We start from the raw sequence: 24,524 nt of genomic DNA on the forward strand, positions 1-24,524 counted from the left end.
CGCCGCCGTTGATGGCATCCAGGACCGTGGCCTCAACGCTCACGTTGAGGTGGTCGCCGTGGTTTACCCAAGAGCCGTAGTCGGTGGTGATGTTCATCCGGGTCCTTCCGGTAAGGGCCTGGGGCTAGTCCCCTGACCTCACACCACTAATATAGCTTCCTAAAATAGGAAGGTGCAAGGTCTTCCGTCACCGGTCACCCACCACCGTCCCCCGGCCCGCCCGCTCCTCCCGATCCCGGAACGCACCCGCCGCACGGCAATCAAGCGCGCACCGGACCCGAACCGGACCACAGCAACGGCGCATTGCCTTTCCGGTCAAAAAGGGTGCCGTTCAGCGCCAACTGTGCCCATCCGCCGTGCGCCTGACCCACGCATGTCCTACAAGGGCTGGGGGCGTAGGTGAGAGGGGGGCGGGTGCTGACCATCAACATGGCGGTGCTCCTGGCGTTCGTTGTCGTGGTACGTCTGCGACGACGTACGGAAGCACGGAGCCGCAACGACGAGAAACTGACCGTCTTCATCGTCCTGGTGCTGGGGCTCCTTCTCGCCCCCACAGAACTGGGACAAGGGATCCTCCGAGTGACCGGCCAGGTGGTCGAGCAGATGGCCCAGGTCAAGCTGTAAGCCCCGGGCTGGTGCCGAGACAGCTGCACCACTGAGCACGTGCAACGGCCACGGCCAGCCCTTGGTGCACTTCAGGCAGCGAAACCGACGGAAGTGGCGTACTCGTACTGGCCCCACTGCGAGCCCAGATCGGTCAGCTCGTCGTCCCACGCATCCGCGAGCGCCTGGTCGTCTCCGGCCGCCCAGGCGTCCACGATCCGGTCCCAGCGGCGGATCCGCAGTCACCGGAACCCAGCACGGTCGGTGGCGATGACCCGCTTGCGGGGGTCGGCCACCGCGCTCTGGTCCAGGGGCTGGATCTCCACCCGGGTACCGCCGCGGGCGTTGAGGCGCTGCAGCAGGTGACGGGCGACGTTGCGGCGCCGGTAGGCACGGTAGGCCGCGTCGATCCGGGCGAGGTTGTCGCGGGAGGGGGTCTGCTTGTGCTGGAGCCAGCGGCGCAGCGTCCCCCGGGCCACGCTGATGCCCGCCTCCCGCATGGCTTGGTATCCGGCTGGCGAGTTGGTCAGGTAGTTCAGCCGGGCGCTCAGGCCGCGGCGGGTGGTGACCGGCGAGCGGATACCGCCCTCTATCGCCAGGCGGTCGAGGACCTCGGCGGCGAGCTGGGCGCTCTTGCGGCCCTGGGCGCCGTAGAGGCCGAAGTTGAGTGTGCGCTCCGGCATTACTCGGCCTCGTTCCTCGGATCGATCATCGGGGTCATCCATTCTTCCTTCTGTCGGAGAGTGTCCGTCCGGAACACGGAAAGGGCCCCGCCGCCTCCCACTTGTGCTGAGAGGGACGTTGCGGAGCCTCTCCAATGTCAGGCCCGCCGACGGAACAGGCCGCGGAGCCTGCCCGGCTCCTGGTCGTGCTCGGGCTCCGGCTGTGGTGCCGGCGTTGCCTCCCGCGAGTGGTCGGCGGCCTTCTTTCGGGCGGCATCGTCGGCGTGGCATGTCCCGCATATGGTCAGGTCGCCGGCCTTCCAGGACCTGGGGCGTGTGGTGGTCTGCTCCCAGCGTTCGTCGGTGAACTTCGCCCCGCACCGCGTGCACACCGGGCGGCGGGCCTCGCGTTCGGCGGCGCGCCGGCGTTCTGCTTTGGCGCGGGCGGCTTCGGCCTGGCGGTGGAAGAGGGCGTCGCCGTCGGGGTTGTCGAGCGCGGCGTTCAGCGTCTGCTTCCCGTTGCGTCCCAAGCGCCGCCACACCGCAGCGTGAGCGCCGTGCTCGCGCAGCTCCTCCAGGGTGGTGACGATGACCGGCACGGCCTGGCTGTAGTCCCGGGCTGTGACGCCCTCCCACACGCCGCCCGGGTCGTACCGGGTGCCGCACCAGTGGCGACGGCCGGCCTCTTCCAGCACCTTGACGGTGTTGGCGACCTTGGCGGGCGTGGTGTCGGCGAACACGAACGCCAGCGGCGGCGTGCCTTCCCGTCCGGTCGGCGGGTAGAAGCGGCGCCACAACCGCTGTTCGTGGGCGATGTCGCCTCCCGCGCCAGCCAGCCGCTTGGTCCGCTCGTCCGCGTCTGCGGGCAGTTGCCGGAACCAGTCGGCGTAGCGGCGGAGTTTGTGCACCAGCTCGTGGGCGTCCTCGGTGCGGCGGTCGATCTCCAGGAGCAGCACCGGTACCCCGGCCGCGGCGGCTCGCATCACCAGGTCGGCCCGCTGCACGTATCCGCTGGCGAGCCGGTGGGCGACTTCGGTCTGGAAGCCGAGCCGGTTCCCGATCCCGGCGCGGTGCAGTTCGGCGGCCGTCGAGGTGACCGCCGCGGCGTGGTCGTCGTAGCCGGTGCCCAGCACCTCGCCACTCCCGGGGTCGTACTCCTGTTTGCGGAGCGCGGAGAGGCGTATCCCCTCGGGCTGCAGCAGTCGCTTGGCCTCACGGTGCCCTCGCGCGGTCAGCACCCACACCTGCCGCTGGTCGTCCTGAACGGACTCGATCCTCACCAGGCGGTGGTCTTCGAGATCCAGGAGCGTCTCCCGCGTGAGCTTGTCGTGCCGGTTGGCCGGCCGGGTCAGCTTCCACAGCTGATCGGCGGTGGCCCGCTGGAAGATCCCGAGCGCCTGCAGCAGCTCCTTGCGCCGGGGGCCTGTCGAGTTCTTCCGGTGAACAGGACGCCTTGAGTGATAAGGGTTGTCGGACCCCCGCCGGCCCCCAGCTCGCCGGGTCCGGCCTGCGGAAACGCCCCGCTGATGCGAAGCGGGGGCGGAGGGGGCGATGGAGGGGTCTGCGGAGGGGACAGGCGCGCCCTGGCCAAGCAGTGCGCCATGGGCCTGTTCAGCAGCGGGAACGAGACGGCGTAGGGGATCAGCGGCGGTCATCGAGTCCTCTTTACTCCGGCCATGCGGCCGGATCGACGGCGGGCCAGGCCCACGCGCTCCCGGCACGCGAGCCGGTAGCCACCGTGGCGAGGCACCCCTTGACCACGGTCTGACACTCCAGCACCACCGCTGTCCCATATGCCCCTTGACCACCCCTTGTCCGCGCAGTTCGTCCGTGACCGACGCCATACGCCCTGGCCCCGGAACGAAGAGTCACCAGCGCCCAGAGGGAGAAGAGATCTCCCCTTCTCCCCCGGAGAGGAGATCTCTCCCCCTCCCGGGACTGACTCCGTCGCCGTGCTCCAAGCACCCCGATGCGCACCCCGCACCAACCAATGCGCACCCGATGCGCACCCCACGCCAGCCAGTGCGCACCCGATGCGCACCACCATCGTGTAGTGCGCGCACCGCAGATCGGGAGCGGCTCCGCCGCCAGACGATGCACCGCGCCGCGCGCATCGAGTGCGCACCGCAAGCGGGCAACGCCTCTGTCACCCACCCCCCTTTGACCGCGATCTGTCCGGCGGCCCCCGGAGAGCCCGGTCAGGAGAAACACGGGAATGCGCACACCGCGATGCAGCGCACCGTTGGTGCGCATCGGGCGCCCTCAGTGCTGTGCACTCTGGCCCCTTGTCTCGTGTCAGCGGTGTGCGCGCAGTGCTTGGTCGGGTCGGCAGATGTCACATAGGCGATCTGCGGTCAGCGTGGCCAGGATGTCGCGGGCTTCTGCTGTGGTGACCTGGCGCCGGCGCCAGCCGCCGCGAGCCTGCCAGCAGTCACGGCGATGGAGCTGCCACCAGGGGTTGCCGCCGTGCACGCCCGGGGACCGAACAGCCAGCCACTGACGGCCGGCCACCGCGCCCTCGGTCGGTACATGCTCATAAGACTCGCCCGGGATCGGGGCGATGTTCTCCGCTGCGACGCTGATAGCGACGGGCATGCCCTCCGGGCTGGCGTATCCGTCCGGGCCGGGGCGGGCCGGGAGGATGGCCTCGCATTCGTACCACCATCTGCCGTCCCGCGTGCGGGCACGAGTGGTAACGACCACGTCCAGCTCCTGTCCGTCCGGCATCCGGGCTCGCGCCCACGGCCCCGCACGGCCGCGCCACTCACTCACCACATCCGAATAATAGTTCGATAACGGTGAGGTGGGCTCTCTTCCCTGCCAGTCGCACACCCTCGTTCAAGTCGGAGTGATCAGCCGTGGGCAGGGCGCTGAGAGGCGGCTACGGTGCGGGGATACGCACAGCAGGGGGTGGCATATGAAGCTGACGATCGTGGTCCAGAACCTGGGGAACGGTGGGCTGCGCAACGGCGCGGGGGATCCGGAGGACCGCTGGCCGCATCTGGCTCAGCGGATCCTCAGCGCGGGTGAGCCGGACCTGGTGCTGCTCCAGGAGGCGGTCGGCTGGGACAGCTACGGCCACCGGCAGCTCAGCCGGGCCATGCATGACCTGGGCATGGATGCGCCACCGCTGCCGCCGTCCAGCTCCGGTCTCCGGCCGGCGATGCTCTACCGGCGTGAGACGGTCGGCCGCTGGCTGCACTGGAACACCGACTTCGCGCAGGAGACGCTGCACGGCTTCGGTGTCGCGACCTTCGACGTCGGCCTGCCCTCTCCGCTCGCGGTCATCAGCGTCCACCTGAACCCGTTCGTCGCCGACAAGGCACGGGACGAAGCGAAACTCATCGCGACGCGGGCGCTGCGGTACGGGCCATACGGCATCGTGGCTGGCGACCTCAACTACCCGCCCGCTGACCCGCGCCACCCCGCCCCCGACTACGGCGCGATGCTGCCGTACAACAGGTCGGCCCGCACAAGGTTGCCGTCCGAGGTCGACGGCCAGCTGGTGCCCGACCGGCGGGTGACAGAGACCCTCGCCTACACCGGCTTCGTCGACGCCGCGTGGACGCTGTACGAACAGCGCGACGATGACGATGCGGCTCTGTTGCGCCGGACCGGAACCGACGACCGGATCGACCAGCTATGGGCGTCAGCGCCGCTGGCCGACACCATCGTCGACTACACCCTGCTGGACAAGCCGGACGGCGCTTCCGACCATCATGGCTTCGCTGTGCGCCTCGATCTCGCCCTGGCGAAGACCGACAACGTGTGGGAGTACAAGTAGTGGCCGACCCGATGGCCCCAGACGACATCCTCCGCGCCTGCGCCTACCTGGAAGCGGTGTGGCGCGAAGAGACGGGGGAGATGGCAGCGCTCCTGGAGCACCGGCCCGGCGAGACCCCGACGGCTGTCCTGGTCGCCGACCTCGGCGACAACATCATGCAGCTGTTGCTGCCCGCACAGTTCGGGATCCAGGACGGCATGCCCGAGCAGGGACTGGCAGCCGCGGTGGAGAGGATGCAAGCCGATCCGACCGTGCGGGTCTCCCAGGTCCTCATCGAGACCCTCACGGCCTGGGCGCCCGACGCGACACCGGAGCAGTCCGAAACCATCGCCCGCTCCCTCATCAGCTACCTCACGTCCATCAGCAACGCCACCGAGGACGATGTGCTGCCGCTACTCGAAGCCCTGCGCCAGTCCGCCCTCCAGCGAGCCGCCGACCCGGGCTCCTGAGACTGAGTGGTAAGTGCCCCAGTGGCTGATCCTCCGGCGGCGTGTGGCGGATCCGGCCGGTGTCAGGCCCGTGCCTGGCAGGGCTGGGCTGTCTCTTGGAGGCTCGCCCAGCCCTTGCTCAGCGTGTGGCGGTCTCGCCCATCTGCCGGTGGGGCAGTTCTGCGAGCCTGGAGCGGGATGCTGAGCGGGAGGCATCGCGCTGGGTGCGTTGGTGCGGGCCGCTGCGTGCGGGAAGACGGCTGTGGACGTCGGGTCGGTGGGCGGCGGTGGTGAGCAGAGTGCGGATCCGGCGAGCAAAATCGGGTCCGGGCATGGGCAGGTCCATCTCGGGTTCGCGGAGGTAGCCGACGGCGACTGCGCTGGGGATGTAGTCCATGAGGTTGGTGAACGCGGTTGAGCGGTCTCGGGTGGAGTGCTTGGCGAGGTGGTGCAGGACGCGCAGGATCGTGGTTGTGGAGGCGCTGGTGATGCGGTCGTGGTCGTCAGTGTCGGTCGCACTTGGTGGCTGGACGTCGTCGGTCTGGCGGTGCCACCAGTGGGCTGCGTCGTCTTCTCCGAGGGATAGATGGTGGAGGTAGAGGCAGTAGGCGGCGGCGGCTTGCCCGGCGCCGGCGGCGTACTGCCACCAGAAGCGGGCGCCGTCGTCGGTGTCGGTCAGTTGCAGGACGCAGGCGAGGATCAGGGCGCTGCGAGGTTCGGGAAGCTGGTCGGTGACGAACCCGCCGATGGCGGTGGCGGGGGTGTGGGTGACGAGGGTTTCGCACAGTGTGCGCAAGTCGTCGGCTGCGGCGTTGGACGTGCAGCGCGGCTGCTGCGGTGCGGTGGCCGTGCCGGTGTCCGGGCCGGCAGTGGGGGTGAGGGGCGGGACGATGTCACGGGGTACGACGCGTTCGCGGACCAGCAGTGCTCGCGAGAGGATCTCTTCGATGGGGGTCATGCGGTGTGTCCTTCGGTCTCCGGCGGCGGGCAGAGGATGCTCTCCAGGCAGCGGATGGCCTGACGCTCATCGGACCGCACAGCGGCCAGCGGGACGCCGAGGAGGGAAGATGTCTCCTCGGGCGTCATTCCGCACAGGTAGCGCAGCACCATGACGTCGAGCTGGGAGCCGGGCAGTCTGCTGATCGCCTGAAACGTCTTCAGGCTTTCCTCGATCTGGTGCATGCGGTCGGTCTCGGTGGTCAGGGTCTGCAGGGCGACGGTGTCGAAGGCAGCCCGGGCGAGTTCGGGTTGGCCATCGAGGTGCGGGGTCTTGGCCATGACGGTGGTGCGCAGGACGTTCCAGGCGAAGCGCCGGGTGTCCGGGCTGGAGAGAGCCTCGTCCCAGGACAGCCAGAGGCGGTCGAAGGTGTCGGCCACTGCGATGTCACTGGCCTCGTCGAGGAGGAAGACCTGGGCGTAGCGGTGGTAGTAGCTCTCCACCATCTGGCGAAGGGCGCTGTGTTCCAGGGGCGGGGCGGCATGAGCCGTGGTCAACGTAGGCGTGTCACCGGAGCGTTCGATCCAGTCGCTGGATTTTTGTGCGTCGAGAGCCGCCTGGCGCCACAGCCAGTAAAGGGGCCAGTCGGGCATGGCCAGCTCAGTGGACAGGCGGTGGATGATCTCCCAGCGTGGATACAGCCCCAGGCCCCGCAGCAGTTCGGAGAGCTTGGACTTGTGCAGCCAGACTCGATCACTGAGGTCGCTGAGAGTCCGCCCGCTGGCGAGGTAGGTCTCACGCACTGGTTCCAGCCAGGCCCGGTGGGAGCTGCCCACGTTATCTGCGATGGGGCCGAGTTTGCGGCCCGGACGAGCCGGTGCCGGCCCGGGGGCGGGCACCGGCGATTCGGAGGGAATCGTCACAGGGCGCCGTCCTCCTTATCGGGTACCGCCGTGACGCGGTGCCCCGAAGCCGATGCGGTCCGCGAACGGGCCGCACGGACAAGCTGCGCCACAGTCAGGCCCAGAACGGGAGCGAGTGAGGCGATGGCGGCTACATGGCCCATCGCCGCCATCACGATGCTCCAGGCGAACACCACCGCCATCGCGACCGTGATCATTATCTGCTTGTGGTCCATCCCTCTCCTCGGTGTCGGCGTCGGCCATTCCCGCGCGACCATCCGGAGACGCGCAGGGCTCCCCCAACAAGCGGGTGCCGTCCGCCGCTGGGAGGGCACTCAGCATGGACCGACAACGAGGCGTTACGCCACGTGATCAAGGAATCACGGAACAATGCCAGTCGTGGAGCGAGCACGAATGACCAATCCGGCACAGGTAAAGAGCAGTCCGGCTTCGTTCCGAGTGGAAGTTTCCTGTATCTCTTGCAATCCCACCGCCGACCCCCGTCAATGGGTGCAAGACACCCTCGGTGTCGGCCTTCCATCCGGAAGAGGCCCGTCCCCGTGCCGACAAATAAGGGGACGCGCTGTGCCTGTTCCCGCCTGGCCGGTCTTGACGGCCAGGCGGGAACGCATGCGTCCTGCAGGACACCAGCACGACCGTAGACCAGGCCACTGACAACGCCCCAGGCTGACCGGCCCCCTGGGCCATACCGCCTGGCTCACCGGCTGCCAAGTCGCTTCTCATGGCACTTCGGGAGGCACCTGCCCTGCCCCGAATGAAGGTTCGGTGCGACAGGACAACCTCCGGTCCTTCGGGGGTCGCCTCAGTTCACTGGCCGGGTGGGGCGGGGTCCATCATGCGTCCTCGAAGTGCGGCCTGGTCTGCCGCCTGCCGGGTCATTGCCACGTCGATCGCCGTGGCCTTCTCCTGCAGTACATCCTCCGGCTCCGAGCGTCGTTGCTGGGAAAGGAAGGAGCAGAGTGCTGGTATGTGTGGCGCTGCTTGCTTCCAGTCCACTCCGACCGGCAGGCGCTGTGCCTCGAAAGCTTCGATGGCGCGGTGGTGTCCGGCCTGGGCACGCACCAGCGCGAAGGCGTGCGTGTTGTCCACCAAGGGCAGCTGCTCAGGCGTGATCGACCCTGCTTCGCCGGTGGCAATCTCCTCCAAAGCCAGGCGGCCTTTGCGCAGGGCAGCAAAGAGGCGCCGGCGGAAGTCCGCAGCCTCTTCGGCCGGGTGCTTGTCTCTGCTTGCGGCGGCACCGGCTTCAAAGCGCTGCCGTAGCACCGCATCGAGGGCCTTGACCTCGTCCAGCGCAGACCTCAGCCGGTTCAACACCTCGATGCCATGGGGGAGAGCGTGCTCGCCCATGGAATCCCACTGCTCGGCACGTTGAAGCAGATGGGCCGCCGCAGACGCGCGGTTACGAATGAGCGTGGCAGTCGTGCGCTTGCGTGCGGCGGTCTTCATCTGCACGCGCCGCCGGCCACGCTTGAGACGGGTTTGACGGCACGCTTCACACTCAGCGCCTTTGGGCCCCAGCCGCAGCCGGGCCGACCCGCACATCTCACAGGTGACGGGGCAGAGAACCACTCTTGATGACCGTCCGCGACGATGCTCCGGTGTTATGCGGCCGCCGAACTGCCGTACCCGACCGCCTTGCTGACGCCGACCCGCTGCCACTGCTCCCCCACCGGTAGCTGTCCGTCTCGCGGGCTCTCTACCCCTGCCAGCCTGGGCGGAACACGGTCCGTGGTCTCCACTGCCAGGGATGCATACCGGTCCCCTTGCACTCAGTCCTTATCGCAGCGCACGCTGCGCTTGGCGCCTGAGTGGGAAACGAAATCGCGCAGCGTCCGGCTGGCAGCCTGCGGCCGACGGCGTGGGAGGTGTAGCCCATCCCTCATGGTTAGTAAGGTAGCCCCATGACCGCGCCATACAGTCCTGAGGAGCGGAAAAAGGTAGTGTCCAAGCTGCCGTCTGCGCTCCGCCGTGAGTTGAAGGTCCGTGCTGCCCAGCTGGGTATCGACATCAAGGACGCTGTAGCAGAGGGCATAAACGCCTGGGAGGCATCAGAACCGCTTCCCCAGGTCGACACCGCTGGCGGTGGCCCCTTCGCCACCTACCTGCCCACCGGGTTGTACGAAGGCTTCAAGGAGGACTGCAAGAAGCGCGAGGTCTCTTTCGCTCAAGGTCTCGCTCAGGCAGTGCGATTGTGGCTGGACAGTCACCCTGCCACCCGGCGTGCGAGGCGGGTCACGGGCGCGCGCCGCATCATCTTCGGCAACCAGAAGGGCGGTGTTGGGAAGACATCGGCATCGGCGGGTGTTGCCGAGGCCCTGGCCGAAATGGGTCACAAGGTGTGCGTCGTCGACTTCGACCCCCAAGGGCACCTGACCAAGCAGTTCGGTCTGGATCTGCTGGGGATCGACGATCCGAGCCTGGCCAAGCACATGCTGGGTGAGGTGAGTGACGATCTCCAGAACCTGCTCGTCCCTATCGAAGAGGGCATTTTCGGGGGACGGCTGTTCCTCGTCCCCGCTTGCAAGGACGCCTTCCTTCTCGATGCCAAGCTCGCGACGAGTCGGCACGTGCGGGTGAAGGAGACGGCGCTGGAAAAGGCAATGGAGCCGCTGGAGCAGCGGTTCGACTACATCGTCGTCGACTGCCCGCCCAGCCTCGGCTACACCATGGACACTGCTCTGTACTACGCGCGGACCCGCGACGGTGAGGATGAAGGGGAGTCGGGCATCTTCATCCCCGTGCTCGCTGAGGACTCGTCCGCTGACGCGTTCGACATGCTCGACGAGCAGATCGACGAACTGTGCGGGGACCTCAACATCGAGGTCGCCCAGCTCGGGTTCGTGGTCAATATGTACGACAGCCGCCGCGGCTTCGTCGCCACTTCCTCTCTGGACAGTTGGAAGGCGATCGGGGACCCACCAGTCGTCGCGGTCATTCCAGATCAAAGCGAGCAGCGGAAGGCCGTGCGTCTCAAGCAGCCTCTGCTGGCGTACGCGCCAGACAGTGAACAGGCTGAGGCGATGCGCACCATCGCGAGGGTGGCATCATGAGCCGGGTAGCTGACCAGCTGGGAACCGGAGCGTCGTTCGGGCGAGCCGCCAGCCGCGGGCGCAGTGCCCGTGGACGGGCGAAGGCGGTAGCCCAGGGGGACATCCCCGCGTATGAGCTCGTACACCTGCCTTTGGACCGGATCGCCCCCACGCCTCTGAATCCCCGCCGGAACTTCGGCACGGACGAGGACTTGGCTCGTTTCGGCGAGGAACTGCGGCACGCTCAGTTGGCGGCGTGTGTCGCCGTGACGATCGGCGCCTACCTGAAGCTGTGGCCGGAGCAGGAGCAGCGCCTCGGGGACGTGGACTATGTCCTGGTCAATGGAGAGCGCCGGTTCCGCAGTGCTCTCCACGTCGGCCTGGAGGTCCTCGATTTCGTCGTTCGCGACGACCTGGCCGCGACCAAGGAAGACTTCATCGACCACCTCCTCAAGGAGAACCTTGAGCGGGAGGACTTCGATGTCATTGAACGGGCCCGTGGTGTGCAGCAGATGGTCGAGGTCTGCGAGGAGGGCGAAGGCGGTGCTCGCGCACGCGCAGCACAGCGGCTGGGCCGTGATCGCTCGTGGGTGACGAACCAGCTGGCTCTGTTGCGGCTTCCTGTGGAGATCCAGGCCATGCTCAGTTCTGGCGAGATGCCTGAGCGGGACGGTCGGCAGCTGGCGCGGCATGTGAAGGATCATCCGGGCCTTGACGCAGCTGCTCTTATAGAGCACTGGAAGGGTCTAAAGGAACTGGCCGCTCAGAAGCGGGACGAGGAGAAGGCTCTCCTTGAGGCTGCCCGAGGCCAGAAGAGCGACGTGTTGTCCGCGGACAACACGGCTTCGCCCTCGGCGCTCTCGGGGAAGGGGCAGAAGGAGGCATTGTCCGCGGACAACACAGGCGCCGCCGGGAAGAGCGACACGTCGGGGAGCGGCGCCAAGGAGAAGGGAAGCAAGACCCTCGGAGCGTTGTCCGCGGACAACACAGGCACTCCCGATGCCTCGGCCCCAGGGGCAGGTGGCGATCGGCAGGACTCCACTGCCGACGCAAAGGAAGACGACCCGTACGTGCTGCCTTGGGGGGACCCAGAGGCACTGTGTAAGGTCCTGATGCGTCGAATGACCCGTACGAACCGGGTCGAGTTGACCAAGCTGCTGATCAACGCAAACACCCTTGAAGCAGGTGATCGGCCGTAGGCTGGGCATTCCGAAGCAGCTCTGCACGTGGTCGAGGGACCGGTCCTTCCAGTGAGGGGTGTGTTGTCCGCGGACAACACACCCCTCACGGCCGCCCAGGGGAATAGGGGTCTCCTGTTCTGGGTGGGTGACAACAGACCGAGCGCCGTGCTCGCGTGGCGGGCACGGCGCTCGATGTGTGTCAGCTGGAGAGGCGGATCGGCATGAGGAGGTAGCGCAGCGCCTGGTCGTCGCTGTCGGCGCCGCGCAGGACAGCGGGCTTGGTGGGGGAGGTGAACTGGAGCTGGACGGACTTTGTGGTCAGGGCGCCCAGTCCGTCGGTGAGGTACGTGGGGTTGAACGCGATGCTGAGTTCGCCTCCCTCGAGGTGTGTTTCGACGTTGTCGAGGGCGTGGGCGTCGCCACTGGTGCCGCCTTCGAGTACGAGAGTGTCGTCGGCTGTGAAGGTGAGCCGGATCGGGTCGGCCTTATTGGGGGAGACGAGGGCGACGCGTTGGACGGCGGCCTGGAGGGCGGCGATGTCCACGGTGGCGGTGTGGGCGAACTCTGCGGGGAAGAGTGCTTCGTACTTGGGTAGTTCGCCCTCCAGGGTGCGGACGGTGGTCGTGCTGTGGCAGTGCGCAGGGCGAACAGGCTGGAGGAGCCGCGGGTGCCCGGGCCGGCGGGCAAGGTTATGTCGATGGTGGTTTCATCGGCGCTCGCTTTGGCCGCGTCCTGGAGGGGTTTGCCGGGGATGAGGGCCGTGCCGTCAGGCAGGTCGATGTCTTTCCACGGCAGGGTGCGCACGGCGAACCGGTAGCGGTCGGTGGCGTAGAGGGTGAGGGTGCGGGCTTCGCTGTCGTGCTGTAGGCCGATGCCGGTCAGGGTGGGCAGGGAATCGTCCCGGCTGACCGCGCAGGCGACCTGTTCGACGGCTTCGGCGAAGGTCGGCGCGTCGAGGGTTCCGGAGGTCTCGCCGGGTTCGGGGAGGGAGGGGTATTCCTCCAGTGGCAGGGTGGGCAAGTGGAAGCGGGCGGACCCGGCGCGGAGCGTGACGCGGCTGCCGGTGTGTTCGAGGTGCACGTCGCCGCGGATGGTGGCGACGATGTCGGACAGCAGCCTGCCGGAGACGAGGACGCGCCCGTTCTCGGCGATGGTGGCGGGGACGGTGGTGTCGGTGGATACCTCGTAGTCGAAACCGCTGACGCGCAGCTGTCCGTTGTCGGCGGCCAGGAGGAGGCCGGCCAGGACGGGGACGGGCGGCCGGGTGGGCAGGCTGCGGGCGGCGCAGCGGACGGCTGCGGCGAGGTCGGCGTGTTCCACGGTGAGCTGCACTGGTGATTTCCTGTCGATCGATGGGGTGAGGTAGAGCAGAGCTGCGGGTGGGCAGCGGTCGGCGTTCTCGCGCGGGATCGGCGGGACGGCCTATGCGGCGAGCCGTGTTTTGAGGGCCGGGTTGGCGGCAGCGATCTTGGCCAGGAGTTCGCGGGTGGGGGTCCACAGGCGCTGCGCCCCGAGGGCGGCGACCGGTTGGTGAAGGCGCTGCACGCGGGTCAGCTCCCAGTGGTAGCCGTCCGGCTGGGACCAGGGGGTGCACGGGCCGTCGTCGGGGTGGATGCTGGTCAGGTCCGCGACGGCGACGATGGCTCCCTGCACCGGTTCGTAGTCGGCGGGCAGCGTTTTGCGTACGTCGGGGAGGGTGAGTGCTGGCGTGTCGATGGTGAGGCCGCCGTGGATGAGTAGAGTCCCGCGCCAGGTGGTGGACCAGACGCGGTTTTCGATCCGTTTGCCGAGGTCCTCGTCCTCGATGGCGATGAGGTCGGACCATGGCGGCCGGATGGTCAGCGCGCGGATCGGGATGCGCTCCTCTTTGGGGAGCAGAGTGTCCTGGCGAGGGCTGATGGCGTGCTGGAGCAGCGTGAAGTTGTGGCGCTGCTGCTCGGCTGTCAGGGGCTGAGGCCCTGCCGGGGTGCGGGTGGTGAAGTATTCGCCGGTGGGTTCGGTCTCGTGGCGGATTCGGGCGTACAGCTGCGCGTCGTGGCCGGTCAGGCTGGCGGCGGTCACCGTTCCTCCTCCATGGGTGCGTGGGCGGGCCCCGGGGCGGGGAGTGTGGGGGTGCGGCCGACGGCGATCAGCAGCACTTGGAGGGCGGCGCCGGGGTGGGTGTGCTCTTGTGTGGCGGGCAGTCCGCAGGAGAAGCAGTCGGATTCCGCGCCGGACCAGGCGACGCTGCAGCGTCCGCATACGTAGCCGGGGCCGCGGCTGGGCAGGGGGCGGGGTCGGTTGAGGCCGACGGCGCGCATGCGGGCGGCCGTGGTGCGGCGGGTGGTGCGGGTGGGGGAGTGAATCATGAGGCGGGTTCTCCCGTCGCTCGTTGTCAGTGCGCAGCCCGGACGGCCGCACGGTGCGTCCGTGCGGCCGTCCGGTGCGGGGGGCTTGGTTCAGGCGGCCAGTGAATGAGCCGTGGTGCCCGGGCGGCCGACGCGACGGCCGCCTTGTTGCGAGGTAGAGGTAGGCCCGGGGGTGGCCGACTGGTTTCTGAGGCCGAAGTGCGGCCGTCCCGGGGCGCTTTCAGAAGAGGGACTTGGTAGACGGGTGCAGGGGCGAGCCGCCTAGAGGGGCGGCTCGGTGCTGGTGTGCGCGGTGTCGGCGTAGCTGGCCGAGCGGATCAGCAGCTGCCAGTTGCAGTCGACGGGGGCGCCGGGCGGGGTGTCGAGTTCGTGCAGCAGGACAACCAGGTGGTCCTCGTCGACCAGCTCGGCGTGGAGGTAGGTGCCGCACGAGCAGGGGGCGATGAGGGTGAGGACGTGTGCCAGGTCGCCGTCCTCGCCGGAGCCTTCCTCGCGTTGGGTGTAGTGGAGCCACCAGCCGCGCTGTCCGTCGGCGGAACCGAGGTAGGTGACGGCACTGGCCATCAACTGCCGTTCGGCGACGGGCGGGTAGCCAGCCCAGGACGTGGCTTGCACCACGGGGTCGAGGGTGTCGGGGAAGGTGCCGGTGAGTACAGCCTGGGCGGTCAGTACGGCCTGGAAGGCGGCTTCCTCACCGCGTTCCCGCTCTCGCTGGGACAGGTCGAAGGTCTGCACACGCTGGTGCAGGGCGACAATCGGCTCCGGACCGGTGCCGTCATTGTGGTGCGGGCGATCGTCCCCGTCCCGGTGGGCGGGGGCCAGTTGAAGAACGGTCATCAGGGCGGTCCTCCTCTCGGGGGTCCTTCGTAGGGCCGGGCAGGTCTGCCCGGCCCTGCGCACCGCCCCAGCCAGTGCGGGGGATGGGGCGGAACGGGCGGCCGCCAGCTCAGGCGACGTTGTCCATGCGGAGCTCGGCGAGCGCGATGCCGTACGTCGCGCAGGACCCGGAGCAGTAGTCCCGGGCGGGCTCGGCGGATCCGGTGACGTGGATGCGGACCCAGGCGCGCTGCTTGGGGAAGCGGCCGACGGCCTCCTGGCCGCAGCCCGCGGTGGGGCAGTCGGCCCGTATCGCGGTGTCCGCCTCCGGGCGGGAGGCGCCGCGCAGTCGGCTGCCGTTCCACTGCTGCCGGGCAGCTCGCTTCGGGGCGCGGCCGGCCTGCCGGGCGGCGGACTTTCGGGCGTTCTCTTCTCGCAGGGCCTGCAGGCACCCGCACTCTTCGGTCGCGGGCACCTTGCGGTAGATGTGCTGGCGGTAGCCGCGCATCGAGCCGTGCTCGATGCCTTCTTCCTTGCCGATGACGCTCACGCGTCACCTCCTGTTGCTTGTAGGTCGTCGTGTGGGTCGGCAGGCGAGGTGGTGGGAGCGCAGAGCCGGTCCTGCTGGTCGACCAGGGCCAGGAACTCGGCACCGAGCTCCGGCGCGGACAAGATGACACGCAGGATCGAGGCGAGGCCGTCGCGCTCGATGGGGTTGAGGCGCGCCATCAATTCGTGTGCGTCGCGGTGGGCGCCGACGGTCTGGAGGTAGTCCTCCTCGGTGGTGACCGTGCGTTCGGCGCCGCACAGGCCGCACCGGAAGGTCGCCTGGTCCCAGCCGACCGCAGGATCAGGTCGGCTGGGGGAGGAGGTGCCGGAGCGGGTGCTCATGAGGCGACTGCCTGCAGGCCGACGCCGTCTTCTGCGTCGTCGGCCCCGGCCTCCCAGTCGGCGGCCTCGTGGTCCACCTCGCCCCGGTAGCCGCAGTGGGTGCACACCAGGTCTTCGTCATTTTCGAGTTCACCGAGGTAGGCCCGGTGCAGGTCGGTGGAGTTGTAGACCGGCACCCAAGCCGGTCCGGGGCAGCGCTCGCCGTCCTCGGTGTCGTTCTCTGTGACGGGGCAGGGCAGCAGCACGTCGAACCCGATGTCGCCCTCACCATCAGCGTTGAGCCGCAGCGCGAGGGTGAGGGAGGCGGCTCCGGCCCTCAGCTCCAGGACGCGGTCGCCGTTGGCGAGTGTGGAGCCGGACTTCCAGCTGGCGAGGGCCACGAGGGCGGGGCCGAAGAAGCGGCGCAGCAGGAGCTCATCGCCCAGGCCGTCGCCGCCGTCCCAGCCCAGCTCTCGCCGCCGGGTCTGGCTGGCGCGGTGCAGGAGCGGGCCGAGCCGGTCGATGCTTGAGGCGAACACCACATGGTCGAAGCCCTCCTGGCGCAGGCGCGGGTGGGCGTCGACCACTGCCCGGTGCTGCGCGCGGACAGTGTCCTCCGGAACACGACGGTTGTCGGCCCGGGCCGCGTTGCGTTCCAGGCACACCTCAAGCGGGGTGGGCACCAAGAGCGCGACGGTGGGGATGCCGTAGCAGCGGGCGGTCTGGATGATGTGGGCGCGGACCGGGGCCTCGGTGTGAGTGGCGTCGAGGACGGAGGTGAGGCCGCGGCGCAGGCGGGCTTCCAGGACACGGTGGAGGGCGAAGACGGCGTCGCCGGTGGCGGCTTGGTCGCCGGCCTCATCTGAGACGAGTGCCCGGTAGTGGTCGAGGGAGAGGATCTGGGTGGGCTCCCAGGTGGAGGCGAGGGTGGACTTGCCGGAGCCGGCCGGACCGATGAGCACGATGACGGCCGGGTCGGGAATCGTCGTATCGAGCGGCTGGAAGGTCATGCTCGTTCCCTAAGAATGTTGGCGGTCCAGGAGGACCGGGTGTGGCTGATGCTGGGTTGCCGTTGATGGCTCAAGGAGAATGGCCGCCCGGTCCTCCGGGACGCTCCGACCACTGATTGAGAACTGCGGTCATCGCTGGTTAGGGACCTGTCGGCGGAGTGTTCTCCGGGCCACGAAGTGCTGGTCACGGTGGAACGGAGCGACGGGCTTGAGTACGTCTGACGCGCGAATATGGGTCGGCGTCGATGCGGGCAAGGGGCATCACTGGGCGGTGGCGATCGACGCCGACGGCGAGACGCTGTTCTCGACGAAGGTGATCAACGACGAGGCCCAGATCATGGCGCTCATCGAGACCGCCCGTGAGCGGGCCGACGAGGTGCGGTGGGCCGTAGACCTCTCCGGCCGGGCCTCCACCCTGCTGCTGGCTTTGCTGATCACTCACGGCCAGCAGGTCGTCTACGTGCCAGGCCGCACGGTCAACCGGATGTCCGGCGCCTACAGGGGCGAAGGCAAGACCGACGCCAAGGACGCGAAAGTCATCGCTGACCAGGCCCGCATGCGCCGGGACTTCGCTCCGCTGGACACTCCGCCTGAACTGGTCTCCACGCTCCAGCTGCTGACGAACCACCGGGCCGACCTGATCGCCGACCGGGTCCGGCTGATCAACCGGCTCCGCGACCTGCTCGTGGGCATCTGCCCCGCCCTGGAGCGGACCTTCGACTACTCCGCGGCCAAGGGACCGGTCGTCATGCTGACCGAGTACCAGACACCAGCTGCCCTCCGGCGGATCGGCGTCAAGCGGCTGACGACCTGGCTGGAACGCCGCAAGGTCCGTGGTGCCACCGAAGTCGCCACCAAGGCCGTCGAGGCTGCCCAGTCGCAGATGACCGCTCTGCCCGGTGAGAAGCGAGCCGCCAAGCTGGTCTGCGACCTCGCCCACCAGCTCCTGGCCTTGGACGAGCGGATCAAGGACAACGACCGGGAGATCCGTGAGACCTTCCGCACCGACAACCGCGCCGAGATCATCGAGTCCATGCCCGGCATGGGCCCCATCCTGGGCGCCGAGCTCGTCGCTATCGTGGGTGACCTGGGCGGCTACAAGAACGCGGGCCGCCTCGCCTCGCACGCCGGCCTGGCCCCGGTCGCCCGGGACTCCGGCCGCCGAACCGGCAACTACCATCGGCCCAAGCGCTACAACCGGCGCCTGCGGCACATCTTCTACATGTCGGCGCAGACCGCGATGATGCGGCCGGGCCCCTCGCGGGACTACTACCTCAAGAAGCGATCCGAGGGCCTGCTGCACACCCAGGCCCTGCTGGCACTCGCCCGCCGCCGGGTCGACGTGCTGTGGGCGATGTTGCGTGACAAAAGGCTGTTCACCTCCGCCCCGCCGATCACGCAGGCGGCTTGACACGATCATTGAGATTCTCCTGATCTCGACATGGGTGAAAGGGGAGCGGGGCGGCCGGTCTCTTGCCGATGCTGCGGTCGCCCCGCGGAAGCGCTGTCGCCCCGGCCGATTCGGCCGGGGCGATGGTCTGTGTGGTGTGGCGGTTACTTCCGGGGCGGGTGCGGCTGGACCAGGAACCGGGTGCCGGTGCTGCCGCTGTACGCGGGCGCGGCCTTGAGGAAGTCACCTTCGGTCCGCGCGATCTCGAACATCGCCTGCTTGATGAAGTCGTTGTCGCGCTGGAGGTCGACGCGGTCCTCGATGAAGTCGGTCAGGTGCACGAGGTGCGGCGAGGGGCCGTGCGGGCGCTTGCTCAGAAGGCGGGTGCGCACGGTCTGCGCGGCGTCGGCGTCGTCGGGGAGCGCCGGGACGCCTCGGTTGATCGCGCGGCAGTGGGCGGCGTGCGCGTTGGCGAGGTCGGCGGCCTCCGTCTCCGTCAGCCGGATGCGGCGGCGGTTACGGGCCGCGCGGTAGGTGCAGCCCAGGCACGCGGCGCCGCAGGAGGAGCTGCGTTCGCTGGCGGAGGTGTAGACGAGGACGATCGCGCCCTCCAGCGGTCCGAGGGTGTTGCGGTAGCGCTGGACGACGGTGGTGCCCGGCGGCGTCCAGAGGAGGGCCGAGTCCTGCACGTCGGGGCGACGGGTGAACAGGCTGCTGAGCATCGGTGACTTCTCCTTCGGGAGGGTCGTTGTTCAGGCGGCCAGCCGGTGGGTCACCGGGGCCGTGGACGCGAAGTACGTGTCGGGGCTGGGCTCGTAGCCCTTCTCGCAGGGGTCGCAGCGGCCCTGGGTGCGCAGCGGGAGGCAGAAGTAGTAGCGCCTCTGGCACCCGGGACAGGTCGACCTCGCGGCCATGGCCCGGTCCAGCGCCCATTCCTGCGCGAGCGTCGGCGTGCGTTTGGGCCGGGCGAGCTCCACGCTGTAGAGCCAGGCCCGGGTGGGATGAATGCACGCCTGGTCGGGCCGGTAGGAGCACGCCTTGCAGCGCAGGACCGCGACCGGGCCGTGTCCGCCGGGGCTCAGCCCTTTCTCCCGTAACTGCCGCCGGGTGACCAGGCCCTCGGGACAAGCGCGCCGGTCGAACTCCGGCAGCGTCACGTCGCTGCGCGGCACCTTCGTGATCTCGCGGCGGCGCTTCTTCCGGGGGCGGGGCATCACCTGCTCCAGGTACCGGGGAGCCGGGTGGGGCGCTGCGGGTAGCGGGGGCCGGGGCGCTGCGGGCGGGGCTGGCCAATCCGGCGGTGCGGGCGGATGAGCACGAGCGGTTCCTCCAGACATCGAGGGAGTAGAGCGCCAAGTGCCTTGCCCGCCGACGGTGTTCGTTGGCGGGCGCGGGCAAAGCGGCCGGACGCACTGTCCGGTCCTCGTCCACCGCGACGGGTCGGCGAGGACCAGGCATAGCGGCCGGGAGGTCAGCGCTTCTGCAGCGGGTGCACGTTGTTGTGGGTGTCTTCGGCCGGCGGGGCGGCCGGAGCCGGAAGGTGAAGATCGCCGGTCGCAGGCTCAGCCCGCGCAGGGCGAGGGCTGAGGCGGTCGTCCAGGCGAGGACGGCGATGACCGGGACGTCGGCGGCGGCCGGTCACTGCTTCAGATGGGGCAGCTGCTGGAGCACCTGCGCCACCAGGTCCGGTGATGGCTTCCACGGGCCCAGCTGCCCGCCAAGGGAGGACATACTTGAGTTCTCCGTCTCGTCTCGTACCGGATGGGTGGACCCGGGGCAGGCAATCTGGTTCGGACGCCTTGAGCGCCTGTCCCGGGGCGAAGTCTCGACTGGTCCGGGGCAGCGGACCTGGCGGACACCGCACGGCCCCGGCCGCGGGGAGGCTGGCGGGCGGGGTCGCACGAAGAGCGCCGGTCAGTTCTCCGGGAGGCTGCGTGCGTAGTAGAAGATGCGGTCGCTGTACTTGCTGCGCTCGGTGCGCAGGATCTCGGGTTGGTCGACTGCCAGCTGCTGGAGTGCGGCCTCGATCCAGTCGTTGGGGCGCTGGATGGTGAGGCGGATCAGGTCCAGGTCGGACAGCCACAGCTGGACGTCCTTGTTCCGGCGGCGGGCGCCGCTCGCCCAGCTGCGCAGCCACTCGCGCACGGTGGCGTCGTCCGGGCGGGCGGGGATGTCGCGGGGCAGCGCACGGCAGGCCGTGGCGTGTTTATTCGCGGTCTTCGCGGCGTCCGTGAGGCTGTAGCGCGGGTTGTAGGTGCGCCGCTCGTCCTCTGCGGAGGCGAAGTGGCAGCCGAGGCATGCGACCGCGTAGTAAGTGCCGGTCGTCCCGTCGTCGGCGGTGTAGACGAGGACGACCGCGTGTGCCTGGTTGTAGTACCGCTGGGCGATGGTGACGCCCTCGGGCTGCCAGGTCTCCCCGGACTCCGGCAGTGTCTCGGGCTCGCAGACGGTCGATTCGATGAGGGCGGGGCGGCGAGCGAAGAGAGTGGTGAGGGGCATGGTCGGGGTTCCTTCCGTACGAGCGGGCTTGGCAGTTGTCAGGCCATCAACGCGTGGCTGCGGGCGGGTTGGCGGAGCGGGGTGAGGTAAGTGCCCGGGCCGGCGGGGGTGCCGTCTGCGGGACGAGCGCCAGGGCGCGGCCACGGTCTCCGGGAGCGTCTCGCAGACGGGGGACGGTGCGGTCAGTTGGAGTGGCGGGGTGTGATGTGCACGGGCCCCTGGAGGGCTGGTGTGGTGTGTCCGGGTCGGGGTGGCTGTTCGGCCGGGGCGGCGCCGGCGGCAATGGCGAGCTGGTAGCCGAGGAACAGACCTGCGACGAACAGCACCTTGTGGCGGTGGGCTCGCCACCAGGTGGGCCGGGCTGGTTCGGTCAGGACGCCTATGACGCGCGGGGGCTTCGCCACTGGAAGAGTTCTCCTTCGCTGGTGAGTGGGGTTTTCGTGATGGGCACACGGAAGCGGGGGCGGGGCCGGGTGGCCTGCCCCGCGTCCGAGCCGCATCAAGCGGTGTTCGGGCGGGAGACAGGGGACCCGGAGCGGTGGCGCCGCTGTGCGTTGCGGCACGCAAGACTGATGGCCCGCCCCTGGAGGGCGGGCCATCAGGTGCGATATGGCTTGGTTCTAGTCGTGCGGCAGTCTCTGCCCGGTCTTCGCGTCGTAGGCGAGGTCGGTGGGGGAGAGACGGACCGTCCGGGAGGACGGTTTGGTGCCCTTCGTCCATGTCTTTCCGCCGACTTCGACTCGGACTGAGACGTCGGCGAGGTAGTCGTGCACGGGGAGCGTGATCGCGGGTTCTTCGATGTACCAGCCGTATTTCTGGACTTTGCTGGCGTCCTTGTCGGACGCGGTGATGCGCAGGTATTTGGCGTCCTTGTCGTACCAGGAACGCAGTTCGACCGTCACGTGGTCTCTGTGGCTGTTCCACTGGGCGATCACCTCGGCCTGGACACCGTCGAGGCTGAACTCTGTTCCGGACCGTCCCTTGTAGACGGCGGCTTTCTGTTCGCGTTCCTGGGCCCGCCGTTCGTCCTGGGCGTGCTGCCACACGCCTCCGGCCGTGAGGGTCAGTGCGGCGACGGCGGCCACGGTGGTCCAGGTCCGTCGGCTTGGCCGCGCCGGTGTCCGGTCAGGCGCCGGCGGCGGCGGCGGTACCACAGCGGGGGGCGGGGGCGCCTGGTGCCATGCGGGCGAGGCGTCCTTGGCATTGTCCTTCGCCCACCAGTCCTGGTCAGCCATACGAGCGGGCCTCCCTTCGCATGCGGGTGACGGTTGCGCGCAGGTGCGCGGCTTGGCTTCGGCTTCCGGACATATCCGCGACGCGGGCGCGGGTGAGGATCCAGGCGGCGGCCTGGGGGGAGTTGATGCCGTGGGCAGTGATGTCGGAGCGCTCGCCGAGAGCCGCGAGCTGTGCGGCTTCCGCGATGCGTCCCTCCCTGGCGACTTGGAGAACCGTCTCGTGCCGGGTATCGGTGCCGACGCCGCCGTCGCTGGTGTCGATGTCGATGATGTTGGGGGTGTCGATGACGTTGGGTGGCATCTCCCAGTCCCAACCTTCTGTGGGCTCGTCGGTGTGCCAGTCGGCCCGGTCGGTGGGGACCGGCAATTCCTTGTCCGGCTCCGTCTCGTACTTCGTCAGCGTCACCGTGGGCTCGTCTTCGAGGAGCCCTTCTTCTTCGGCTTCCTGCCCGGCCTCCTGTTCGACGGTGTCGGTGGCCTCCTCCTGTTCGACGGCCGGTGCCTGCTGGGCCATGCGGCGCCGGGAGGAGGTGTCAGTCAGAACCCCCTCTTCCTCGTCCAGGAGGGTCTTGACGACGTCGATGTAGTTGGGGCCGACTTTCCAGATGGCCTCGCCCTGGGCGAGGGTGGGGATCCGCTCGATCGCCCAGGCGGGCAGGCCCAGCAGGGCGCCGACGAGGGCGGCTTCTTCCGGTCCCAGGCGGCCGACGTGGGCGATCTCGCACAGTCGGGCCAGGTCGGTGGCCCGACCTTGTCCGAGGTCGGAGAGGGTGTGCATCACCACATCCAGCGACAAGGCCGCCTTGCGGCTGTTCTTCAGGAGCCGCTGGATCAGTTCGGCGGTCGCGGGGGAGAGCAGGATTTGCCATGCCTCTTCCAGGACCAGGTGCCGGTGCACGGCGGTGGACTCGCGCAGCCACACGTGCTCTGCCCAGCAGGCCACGGCCGCCATCAGGCTCGGGATCGCCGGCGAATTGCGGTCCAGCGCGGTGAAGTCGAAGGAGATGATCGGCAGGTCGGTCTCGGGCAGGGTCGCGTCCTGCCCGTCGAACAGGCCGCGCAGCGAGCCCTCGGTGTAGCGGGACAGGGCAATCGCTGCGCCTTCGCCCCACTCGGTGAGCTTCTCCGCCGGCCACCGGCCTTCTTCGGGGCTGACCAGAACGTCGACCAGGCCGCCCAGTGCGGTGGCCTTGGGGTGGTTGAGGGCGTGCTGGAGTGCGTGGGTGGCCTGGTGGGTGAGCGCGCCCGGTTCGACGGCGGCGATCAGGGAGCGGACCAGCTGCTCGCGGACCTCGGGCGGGAACAGATGCGAGCACGGGTTGAGGGTGAAGCGGCCGGCGTCGATGACCCGGCCGCCCAGGGAGCGGACCAGCGGCGCCCATTCACCGCTGGTGCTGTCCTCGCCGAAGGAGTCGATGACGACGGCCTGGTGGTGGTTTTGGAGGATCTCGCGGCGGATTCTCGTCTTGGCCGTGGCGCTTTTCCCTGAGCCGAGGCCGCCCAGGGCGAGGCTGCTGGTGGCGGGCAGGACCGCGGCCGGGGCCAGGACGGGGGAGAGGTGGAAGGGGCGCCCGTCCAGCAGCGACCGGCCGATCGGAATGCCAGGGAAGTGGGTGTCGGAGGCGACGAGGGGTGCGGTGATCGCGGCGTGGGTGGTGGGCAGGCGGATCACAGGATCGTTCCCTTCCTGGTGGAGGCCCCGTGCGAGGTGGTCATCACGTGGGCGCGGTGCTGCTGGCCGGTGAGCCAGTCCAGTTGGATGCGGTGCCGGTCCGCGGTGAGGGATGCCTGCCAGCGCGCGTCGATCACCTCTTCGGGGTCCTGGCCCCACACGGTCAGGTAGGCGTCGAGGTCCACGAGGGTGGCGCCCTGGACGAGGGAGGCGTGTGCGGTGCTGCTGGCCATGTCGTGGGCGGCCTGCTTGACCTTGTCGGTGGTGAATGCCTCGGACGCGGCGTTCTGCCACTTCGCGGAGCGGCGGGACTGGGCTACCGGCAGCGGCCGGTACATCACGGCCACCGACCTCTGGGCGGCTTGGCCCAGCAGGAGTTTCGGCATCAGGTCGCCGTCGGTCTCCTCGGGCCAGCCTGTGATCCGTGCGGTCGCGGCGTACCGTCCGTCCTCCAGTGCCACCCAGCCCGGGCCCCGTTCGGCCACGGCCGGGATGGGGTCGGGGGTGTAGGTGGCCAGGGCGCCCAGGGAAGCGAACTCGCCTTGCAGCGTGTCCAGGACACGGTCCGGGTTGCCCAGCCCCTTGGGGACGTGCACGGAGACGGTCTGGGTATGGGCGGTGTGCTCGCCGGTGGTGGCGTGGTGGGTGACGTGCACCTGGATGCCGGCATGGCGGGCCTGCCCGCCCGCGAACGTCAGGGCGCGGGAGAACGCGGCGTGGAATGCTGTCCGGCGCTGGGGGTCCTGCATGGTGCCGTGCTCGGGGTACAGGCCCCAGGTGACCGTCGCGCCCTGCTGGGTGAATGCCGCTTCGGGGGCGGTGTGTTCGCGCAGGCGGCGGTAGCCGACGGCTGCCCAGCGGGCGACCGAGCGCGGGCCCGGGGCGAGGTTGAGCAGGGCCGCGGCCGCACCGACCGCGCCGAACGTCCACACCGGCGGCGGGGTGATCGCGGCCGACATCAGCACGGCTGCCCCGACCCCGGCGTTGGCCTTGGTCGCCAGGGATTCGACGGGGCTCAGCCCGCGCTGCAGCCCGGGGATGCGGTATCCGGGGGTCAGGGAATACACGGAATTCTCCTCGAAGTCGGGTGGACCGCCGCCTCCCCGGGCGTGTGCCGCCGCCGTGCGGCGGGAGGGC

Annotated in this window: 25 protein-coding genes and 2 pseudogenes; 6 read left to right on the plus strand and 21 right to left on the minus strand. The window is 69.2% G+C overall.

Translation table 11 applies throughout. From position 1 onward, the window contains the following. The first annotated feature begins 414 nt into the window (after positions 1 to 414). Positions 415 to 624, plus strand: a complete 210-nt coding sequence (locus ACTWQF_RS33955) for a hypothetical protein (protein WP_443283607.1) — start codon at positions 415 to 417, stop codon at positions 622 to 624. A gap of 71 nt (positions 625 to 695) precedes the next feature. Here the strand turns inward: ACTWQF_RS33955 and ACTWQF_RS33960 are convergent. The 3 genes and pseudogenes from ACTWQF_RS33960 to ACTWQF_RS33970 all read right to left on the minus strand — a co-directional run bounded on the left by ACTWQF_RS33960 (position 696) and on the right by ACTWQF_RS33970 (position 3,968). Continuing rightward, positions 696 to 1,286: pseudogene (locus tag ACTWQF_RS33960) on the minus strand (transcriptional regulator). A 137-nt stretch (positions 1,287 to 1,423) separates the two neighbouring features. Further along, positions 1,424 to 2,671 (minus strand): replication-relaxation family protein, encoded by a 1,248-nt coding sequence (locus ACTWQF_RS33965; protein ID WP_443283672.1) that lies wholly within the window; start codon positions 2,669 to 2,671, stop codon positions 1,424 to 1,426. An 889-nt stretch (positions 2,672 to 3,560) separates the two neighbouring features. Next, positions 3,561 to 3,968: a DUF6233 domain-containing protein gene (locus ACTWQF_RS33970; RefSeq protein WP_443283608.1), complete on the minus strand. Its 408-nt coding sequence runs from the start codon at positions 3,966 to 3,968 to the stop codon at positions 3,561 to 3,563. A 214-nt stretch (positions 3,969 to 4,182) separates the two neighbouring features. On the opposite strand from ACTWQF_RS33970, the gene ACTWQF_RS33975 reads away from it, so the two are divergent. Further along, positions 4,183 to 5,049: an endonuclease/exonuclease/phosphatase family protein gene (locus ACTWQF_RS33975; protein ID WP_443283609.1), complete on the plus strand. Its 867-nt coding sequence runs from the start codon at positions 4,183 to 4,185 to the stop codon at positions 5,047 to 5,049. 11 nt (positions 5,050 to 5,060) lie between these two features. Continuing rightward, entirely contained in the window at positions 5,061 to 5,498 is a 438-nt protein-coding gene (locus tag ACTWQF_RS33980; RefSeq protein WP_443283610.1) for a hypothetical protein, read from the plus strand. Positions 5,499 to 5,616: 118 nt separating this feature from the next. Here the strand turns inward: ACTWQF_RS33980 and ACTWQF_RS33985 are convergent, their stop codons facing one another. The 4 genes from ACTWQF_RS33985 to ACTWQF_RS34000 all read right to left on the minus strand — a co-directional run bounded on the left by ACTWQF_RS33985 (position 5,617) and on the right by ACTWQF_RS34000 (position 8,789). Next, positions 5,617 to 6,435: a hypothetical protein gene (locus ACTWQF_RS33985; protein ID WP_443283611.1), complete on the minus strand. Its 819-nt coding sequence runs from the start codon at positions 6,433 to 6,435 to the stop codon at positions 5,617 to 5,619. After that, positions 6,432 to 7,337 carry a sigma-70 family RNA polymerase sigma factor gene (locus ACTWQF_RS33990; protein WP_443283612.1) on the minus strand — a complete coding sequence of 302 codons (906 nt, stop codon included), beginning with the start codon at positions 7,335 to 7,337 and terminating at the stop codon, positions 6,432 to 6,434. Before ACTWQF_RS33990 ends, ACTWQF_RS33985 begins: the two co-directional genes overlap by 4 nt. After that, positions 7,334 to 7,552: a hypothetical protein gene (locus ACTWQF_RS33995; protein WP_443283613.1), complete on the minus strand. Its 219-nt coding sequence runs from the start codon at positions 7,550 to 7,552 to the stop codon at positions 7,334 to 7,336. The genes ACTWQF_RS33990 and ACTWQF_RS33995 overlap by 4 nt, the downstream gene beginning before the upstream one ends. Positions 7,553 to 8,144: 592 nt before the next feature. Beyond that, entirely contained in the window at positions 8,145 to 8,789 is a 645-nt protein-coding gene (locus tag ACTWQF_RS34000; protein ID WP_443283614.1) for a hypothetical protein, read from the minus strand. Positions 8,790 to 9,238: 449 nt separating this feature from the next. Here ACTWQF_RS34000 and ACTWQF_RS34005 point away from each other — a divergent pair, with 449 nt between their 5' ends. After that, positions 9,239 to 10,387, plus strand: a complete 1,149-nt coding sequence (locus ACTWQF_RS34005) for a ParA family protein (protein WP_443283615.1) — start codon at positions 9,239 to 9,241, stop codon at positions 10,385 to 10,387. Then, the gene (locus tag ACTWQF_RS34010) at positions 10,384 to 11,565 is read left to right on the plus strand and encodes a ParB/RepB/Spo0J family partition protein (protein ID WP_443283616.1); all 1,182 of its coding nucleotides are present in this window, start codon (positions 10,384 to 10,386) and stop codon (positions 11,563 to 11,565) included. Before ACTWQF_RS34005 ends, ACTWQF_RS34010 begins: the two co-directional genes overlap by 4 nt. 181 nt (positions 11,566 to 11,746) lie before the next feature. Here ACTWQF_RS34010 and dnaN read toward each other — a convergent pair. The 7 genes and pseudogenes from dnaN to ACTWQF_RS34045 form a co-directional block, all read right to left on the minus strand. Continuing rightward, a pseudogene (gene dnaN / locus ACTWQF_RS34015) lies at positions 11,747 to 12,879 on the minus strand (DNA polymerase III subunit beta). 90 nt (positions 12,880 to 12,969) lie between these two features. After that, a complete protein-coding gene (locus ACTWQF_RS34020) occupies positions 12,970 to 13,608 on the minus strand; it encodes a hypothetical protein (RefSeq protein WP_443283617.1) in 639 nt (212 codons plus the stop codon). Then, a complete protein-coding gene (locus tag ACTWQF_RS34025) occupies positions 13,605 to 13,895 on the minus strand; it encodes a hypothetical protein (protein WP_443283618.1) in 291 nt (96 codons plus the stop codon). The genes ACTWQF_RS34020 and ACTWQF_RS34025 overlap by 4 nt, the downstream gene beginning before the upstream one ends. A 261-nt stretch (positions 13,896 to 14,156) precedes the next feature. Further along, complete coding sequence (locus ACTWQF_RS34030) at positions 14,157 to 14,732, minus strand: hypothetical protein (protein ID WP_443283619.1); 576 nt, start codon at positions 14,730 to 14,732, stop codon at positions 14,157 to 14,159. A 109-nt stretch (positions 14,733 to 14,841) separates the two neighbouring features. Further along, complete coding sequence (locus ACTWQF_RS34035; RefSeq protein WP_443283620.1) at positions 14,842 to 15,261, minus strand: hypothetical protein; 420 nt, start codon at positions 15,259 to 15,261, stop codon at positions 14,842 to 14,844. After that, entirely contained in the window at positions 15,258 to 15,602 is a 345-nt protein-coding gene (locus tag ACTWQF_RS34040) for a hypothetical protein (protein ID WP_443283621.1), read from the minus strand. The genes ACTWQF_RS34035 and ACTWQF_RS34040 overlap by 4 nt, the downstream gene beginning before the upstream one ends. Next, positions 15,599 to 16,591 (minus strand): AAA family ATPase, encoded by a 993-nt coding sequence (locus ACTWQF_RS34045; protein ID WP_443283622.1) that lies wholly within the window; start codon positions 16,589 to 16,591, stop codon positions 15,599 to 15,601. Before ACTWQF_RS34045 ends, ACTWQF_RS34040 begins: the two co-directional genes overlap by 4 nt. A 208-nt stretch (positions 16,592 to 16,799) precedes the next feature. Between ACTWQF_RS34045 and ACTWQF_RS34050 the strand changes: the two genes are divergently transcribed. Then, on the plus strand, positions 16,800 to 18,002 hold the full coding sequence (locus ACTWQF_RS34050) for an IS110 family transposase (protein ID WP_443283623.1): 1,203 nt from the start codon (positions 16,800 to 16,802) through the stop codon (positions 18,000 to 18,002). Between the two features lie 143 nt (positions 18,003 to 18,145). Here ACTWQF_RS34050 and ACTWQF_RS34055 read toward each other — a convergent pair whose 3' ends face one another. From ACTWQF_RS34055 to ACTWQF_RS34085, 7 genes are all read right to left on the minus strand, one after another. Then, positions 18,146 to 18,703, minus strand: coding sequence for a hypothetical protein (locus tag ACTWQF_RS34055; protein WP_443283624.1), 558 nt, complete (start codon positions 18,701 to 18,703; stop codon positions 18,146 to 18,148). A gap of 30 nt (positions 18,704 to 18,733) precedes the next feature. Beyond that, positions 18,734 to 19,195, minus strand: a complete 462-nt coding sequence (locus ACTWQF_RS34060; RefSeq protein WP_443283625.1) for an RRQRL motif-containing zinc-binding protein — start codon at positions 19,193 to 19,195, stop codon at positions 18,734 to 18,736. A 700-nt stretch (positions 19,196 to 19,895) separates the two neighbouring features. After that, on the minus strand, positions 19,896 to 20,480 hold the full coding sequence (locus ACTWQF_RS34065; RefSeq protein WP_443283626.1) for a hypothetical protein: 585 nt from the start codon (positions 20,478 to 20,480) through the stop codon (positions 19,896 to 19,898). Positions 20,481 to 20,662: 182 nt separating this feature from the next. Next, entirely contained in the window at positions 20,663 to 20,884 is a 222-nt protein-coding gene (locus ACTWQF_RS34070) for a hypothetical protein (RefSeq protein WP_443283627.1), read from the minus strand. Between the two features lie 216 nt (positions 20,885 to 21,100). After that, positions 21,101 to 21,715 (minus strand): hypothetical protein, encoded by a 615-nt coding sequence (locus ACTWQF_RS34075; RefSeq protein ID WP_443283628.1) that lies wholly within the window; start codon positions 21,713 to 21,715, stop codon positions 21,101 to 21,103. Then, a complete protein-coding gene (locus ACTWQF_RS34080) occupies positions 21,708 to 23,387 on the minus strand; it encodes a hypothetical protein (RefSeq protein WP_443283629.1) in 1,680 nt (559 codons plus the stop codon). The genes ACTWQF_RS34075 and ACTWQF_RS34080 overlap by 8 nt, the downstream gene beginning before the upstream one ends. Next, entirely contained in the window at positions 23,384 to 24,454 is a 1,071-nt protein-coding gene (locus tag ACTWQF_RS34085) for a hypothetical protein (protein WP_443283630.1), read from the minus strand. The genes ACTWQF_RS34080 and ACTWQF_RS34085 overlap by 4 nt, the downstream gene beginning before the upstream one ends. Between the last annotated feature and the right edge of the window lie 70 nt (positions 24,455 to 24,524).

The organism is Streptomyces sp. 8N114, assembly GCF_052245835.1.
Taxonomy (GTDB): domain Bacteria; phylum Actinomycetota; class Actinomycetes; order Streptomycetales; family Streptomycetaceae; genus Streptomyces.

What these genes read in the sequence shown, in the direction of transcription:
- ACTWQF_RS33975 (WP_443283609.1), top strand. Translation starts at nt 4,183, where the DNA reads ATGAAGCTGACGATCGTGGTCCAGAACCTGGGGAACGGTGGGCTGCGC.
- ACTWQF_RS33980 (WP_443283610.1), top strand. Translation starts at nt 5,061, where the DNA reads ATGGCCCCAGACGACATCCTCCGCGCCTGCGCCTACCTGGAAGCGGTG.
- ACTWQF_RS34005 (WP_443283615.1), top strand. Translation starts at nt 9,239, where the DNA reads ATGACCGCGCCATACAGTCCTGAGGAGCGGAAAAAGGTAGTGTCCAAG.
- ACTWQF_RS34045 (WP_443283622.1), bottom strand. Translation starts at nt 16,591, where the DNA reads ATGACCTTCCAGCCGCTCGATACGACGATTCCCGACCCGGCCGTCATC.
- ACTWQF_RS34010 (WP_443283616.1), top strand. Translation starts at nt 10,384, where the DNA reads ATGAGCCGGGTAGCTGACCAGCTGGGAACCGGAGCGTCGTTCGGGCGA.
- ACTWQF_RS33995 (WP_443283613.1), bottom strand. Translation starts at nt 7,552, where the DNA reads ATGGACCACAAGCAGATAATGATCACGGTCGCGATGGCGGTGGTGTTC.
- ACTWQF_RS34030 (WP_443283619.1), bottom strand. Translation starts at nt 14,732, where the DNA reads ATGACCGTTCTTCAACTGGCCCCCGCCCACCGGGACGGGGACGATCGC.
- ACTWQF_RS34055 (WP_443283624.1), bottom strand. Translation starts at nt 18,703, where the DNA reads ATGCTCAGCAGCCTGTTCACCCGTCGCCCCGACGTGCAGGACTCGGCC.
- ACTWQF_RS34075 (WP_443283628.1), bottom strand. Translation starts at nt 21,715, where the DNA reads ATGGCTGACCAGGACTGGTGGGCGAAGGACAATGCCAAGGACGCCTCG.
- ACTWQF_RS34025 (WP_443283618.1), bottom strand. Translation starts at nt 13,895, where the DNA reads ATGATTCACTCCCCCACCCGCACCACCCGCCGCACCACGGCCGCCCGC.
- ACTWQF_RS34040 (WP_443283621.1), bottom strand. Translation starts at nt 15,602, where the DNA reads ATGAGCACCCGCTCCGGCACCTCCTCCCCCAGCCGACCTGATCCTGCG.
- ACTWQF_RS34060 (WP_443283625.1), bottom strand. Translation starts at nt 19,195, where the DNA reads ATGCCCCGCCCCCGGAAGAAGCGCCGCCGCGAGATCACGAAGGTGCCG.
- ACTWQF_RS33985 (WP_443283611.1), bottom strand. Translation starts at nt 6,435, where the DNA reads ATGACCCCCATCGAAGAGATCCTCTCGCGAGCACTGCTGGTCCGCGAA.
- ACTWQF_RS34065 (WP_443283626.1), bottom strand. Translation starts at nt 20,480, where the DNA reads ATGCCCCTCACCACTCTCTTCGCTCGCCGCCCCGCCCTCATCGAATCG.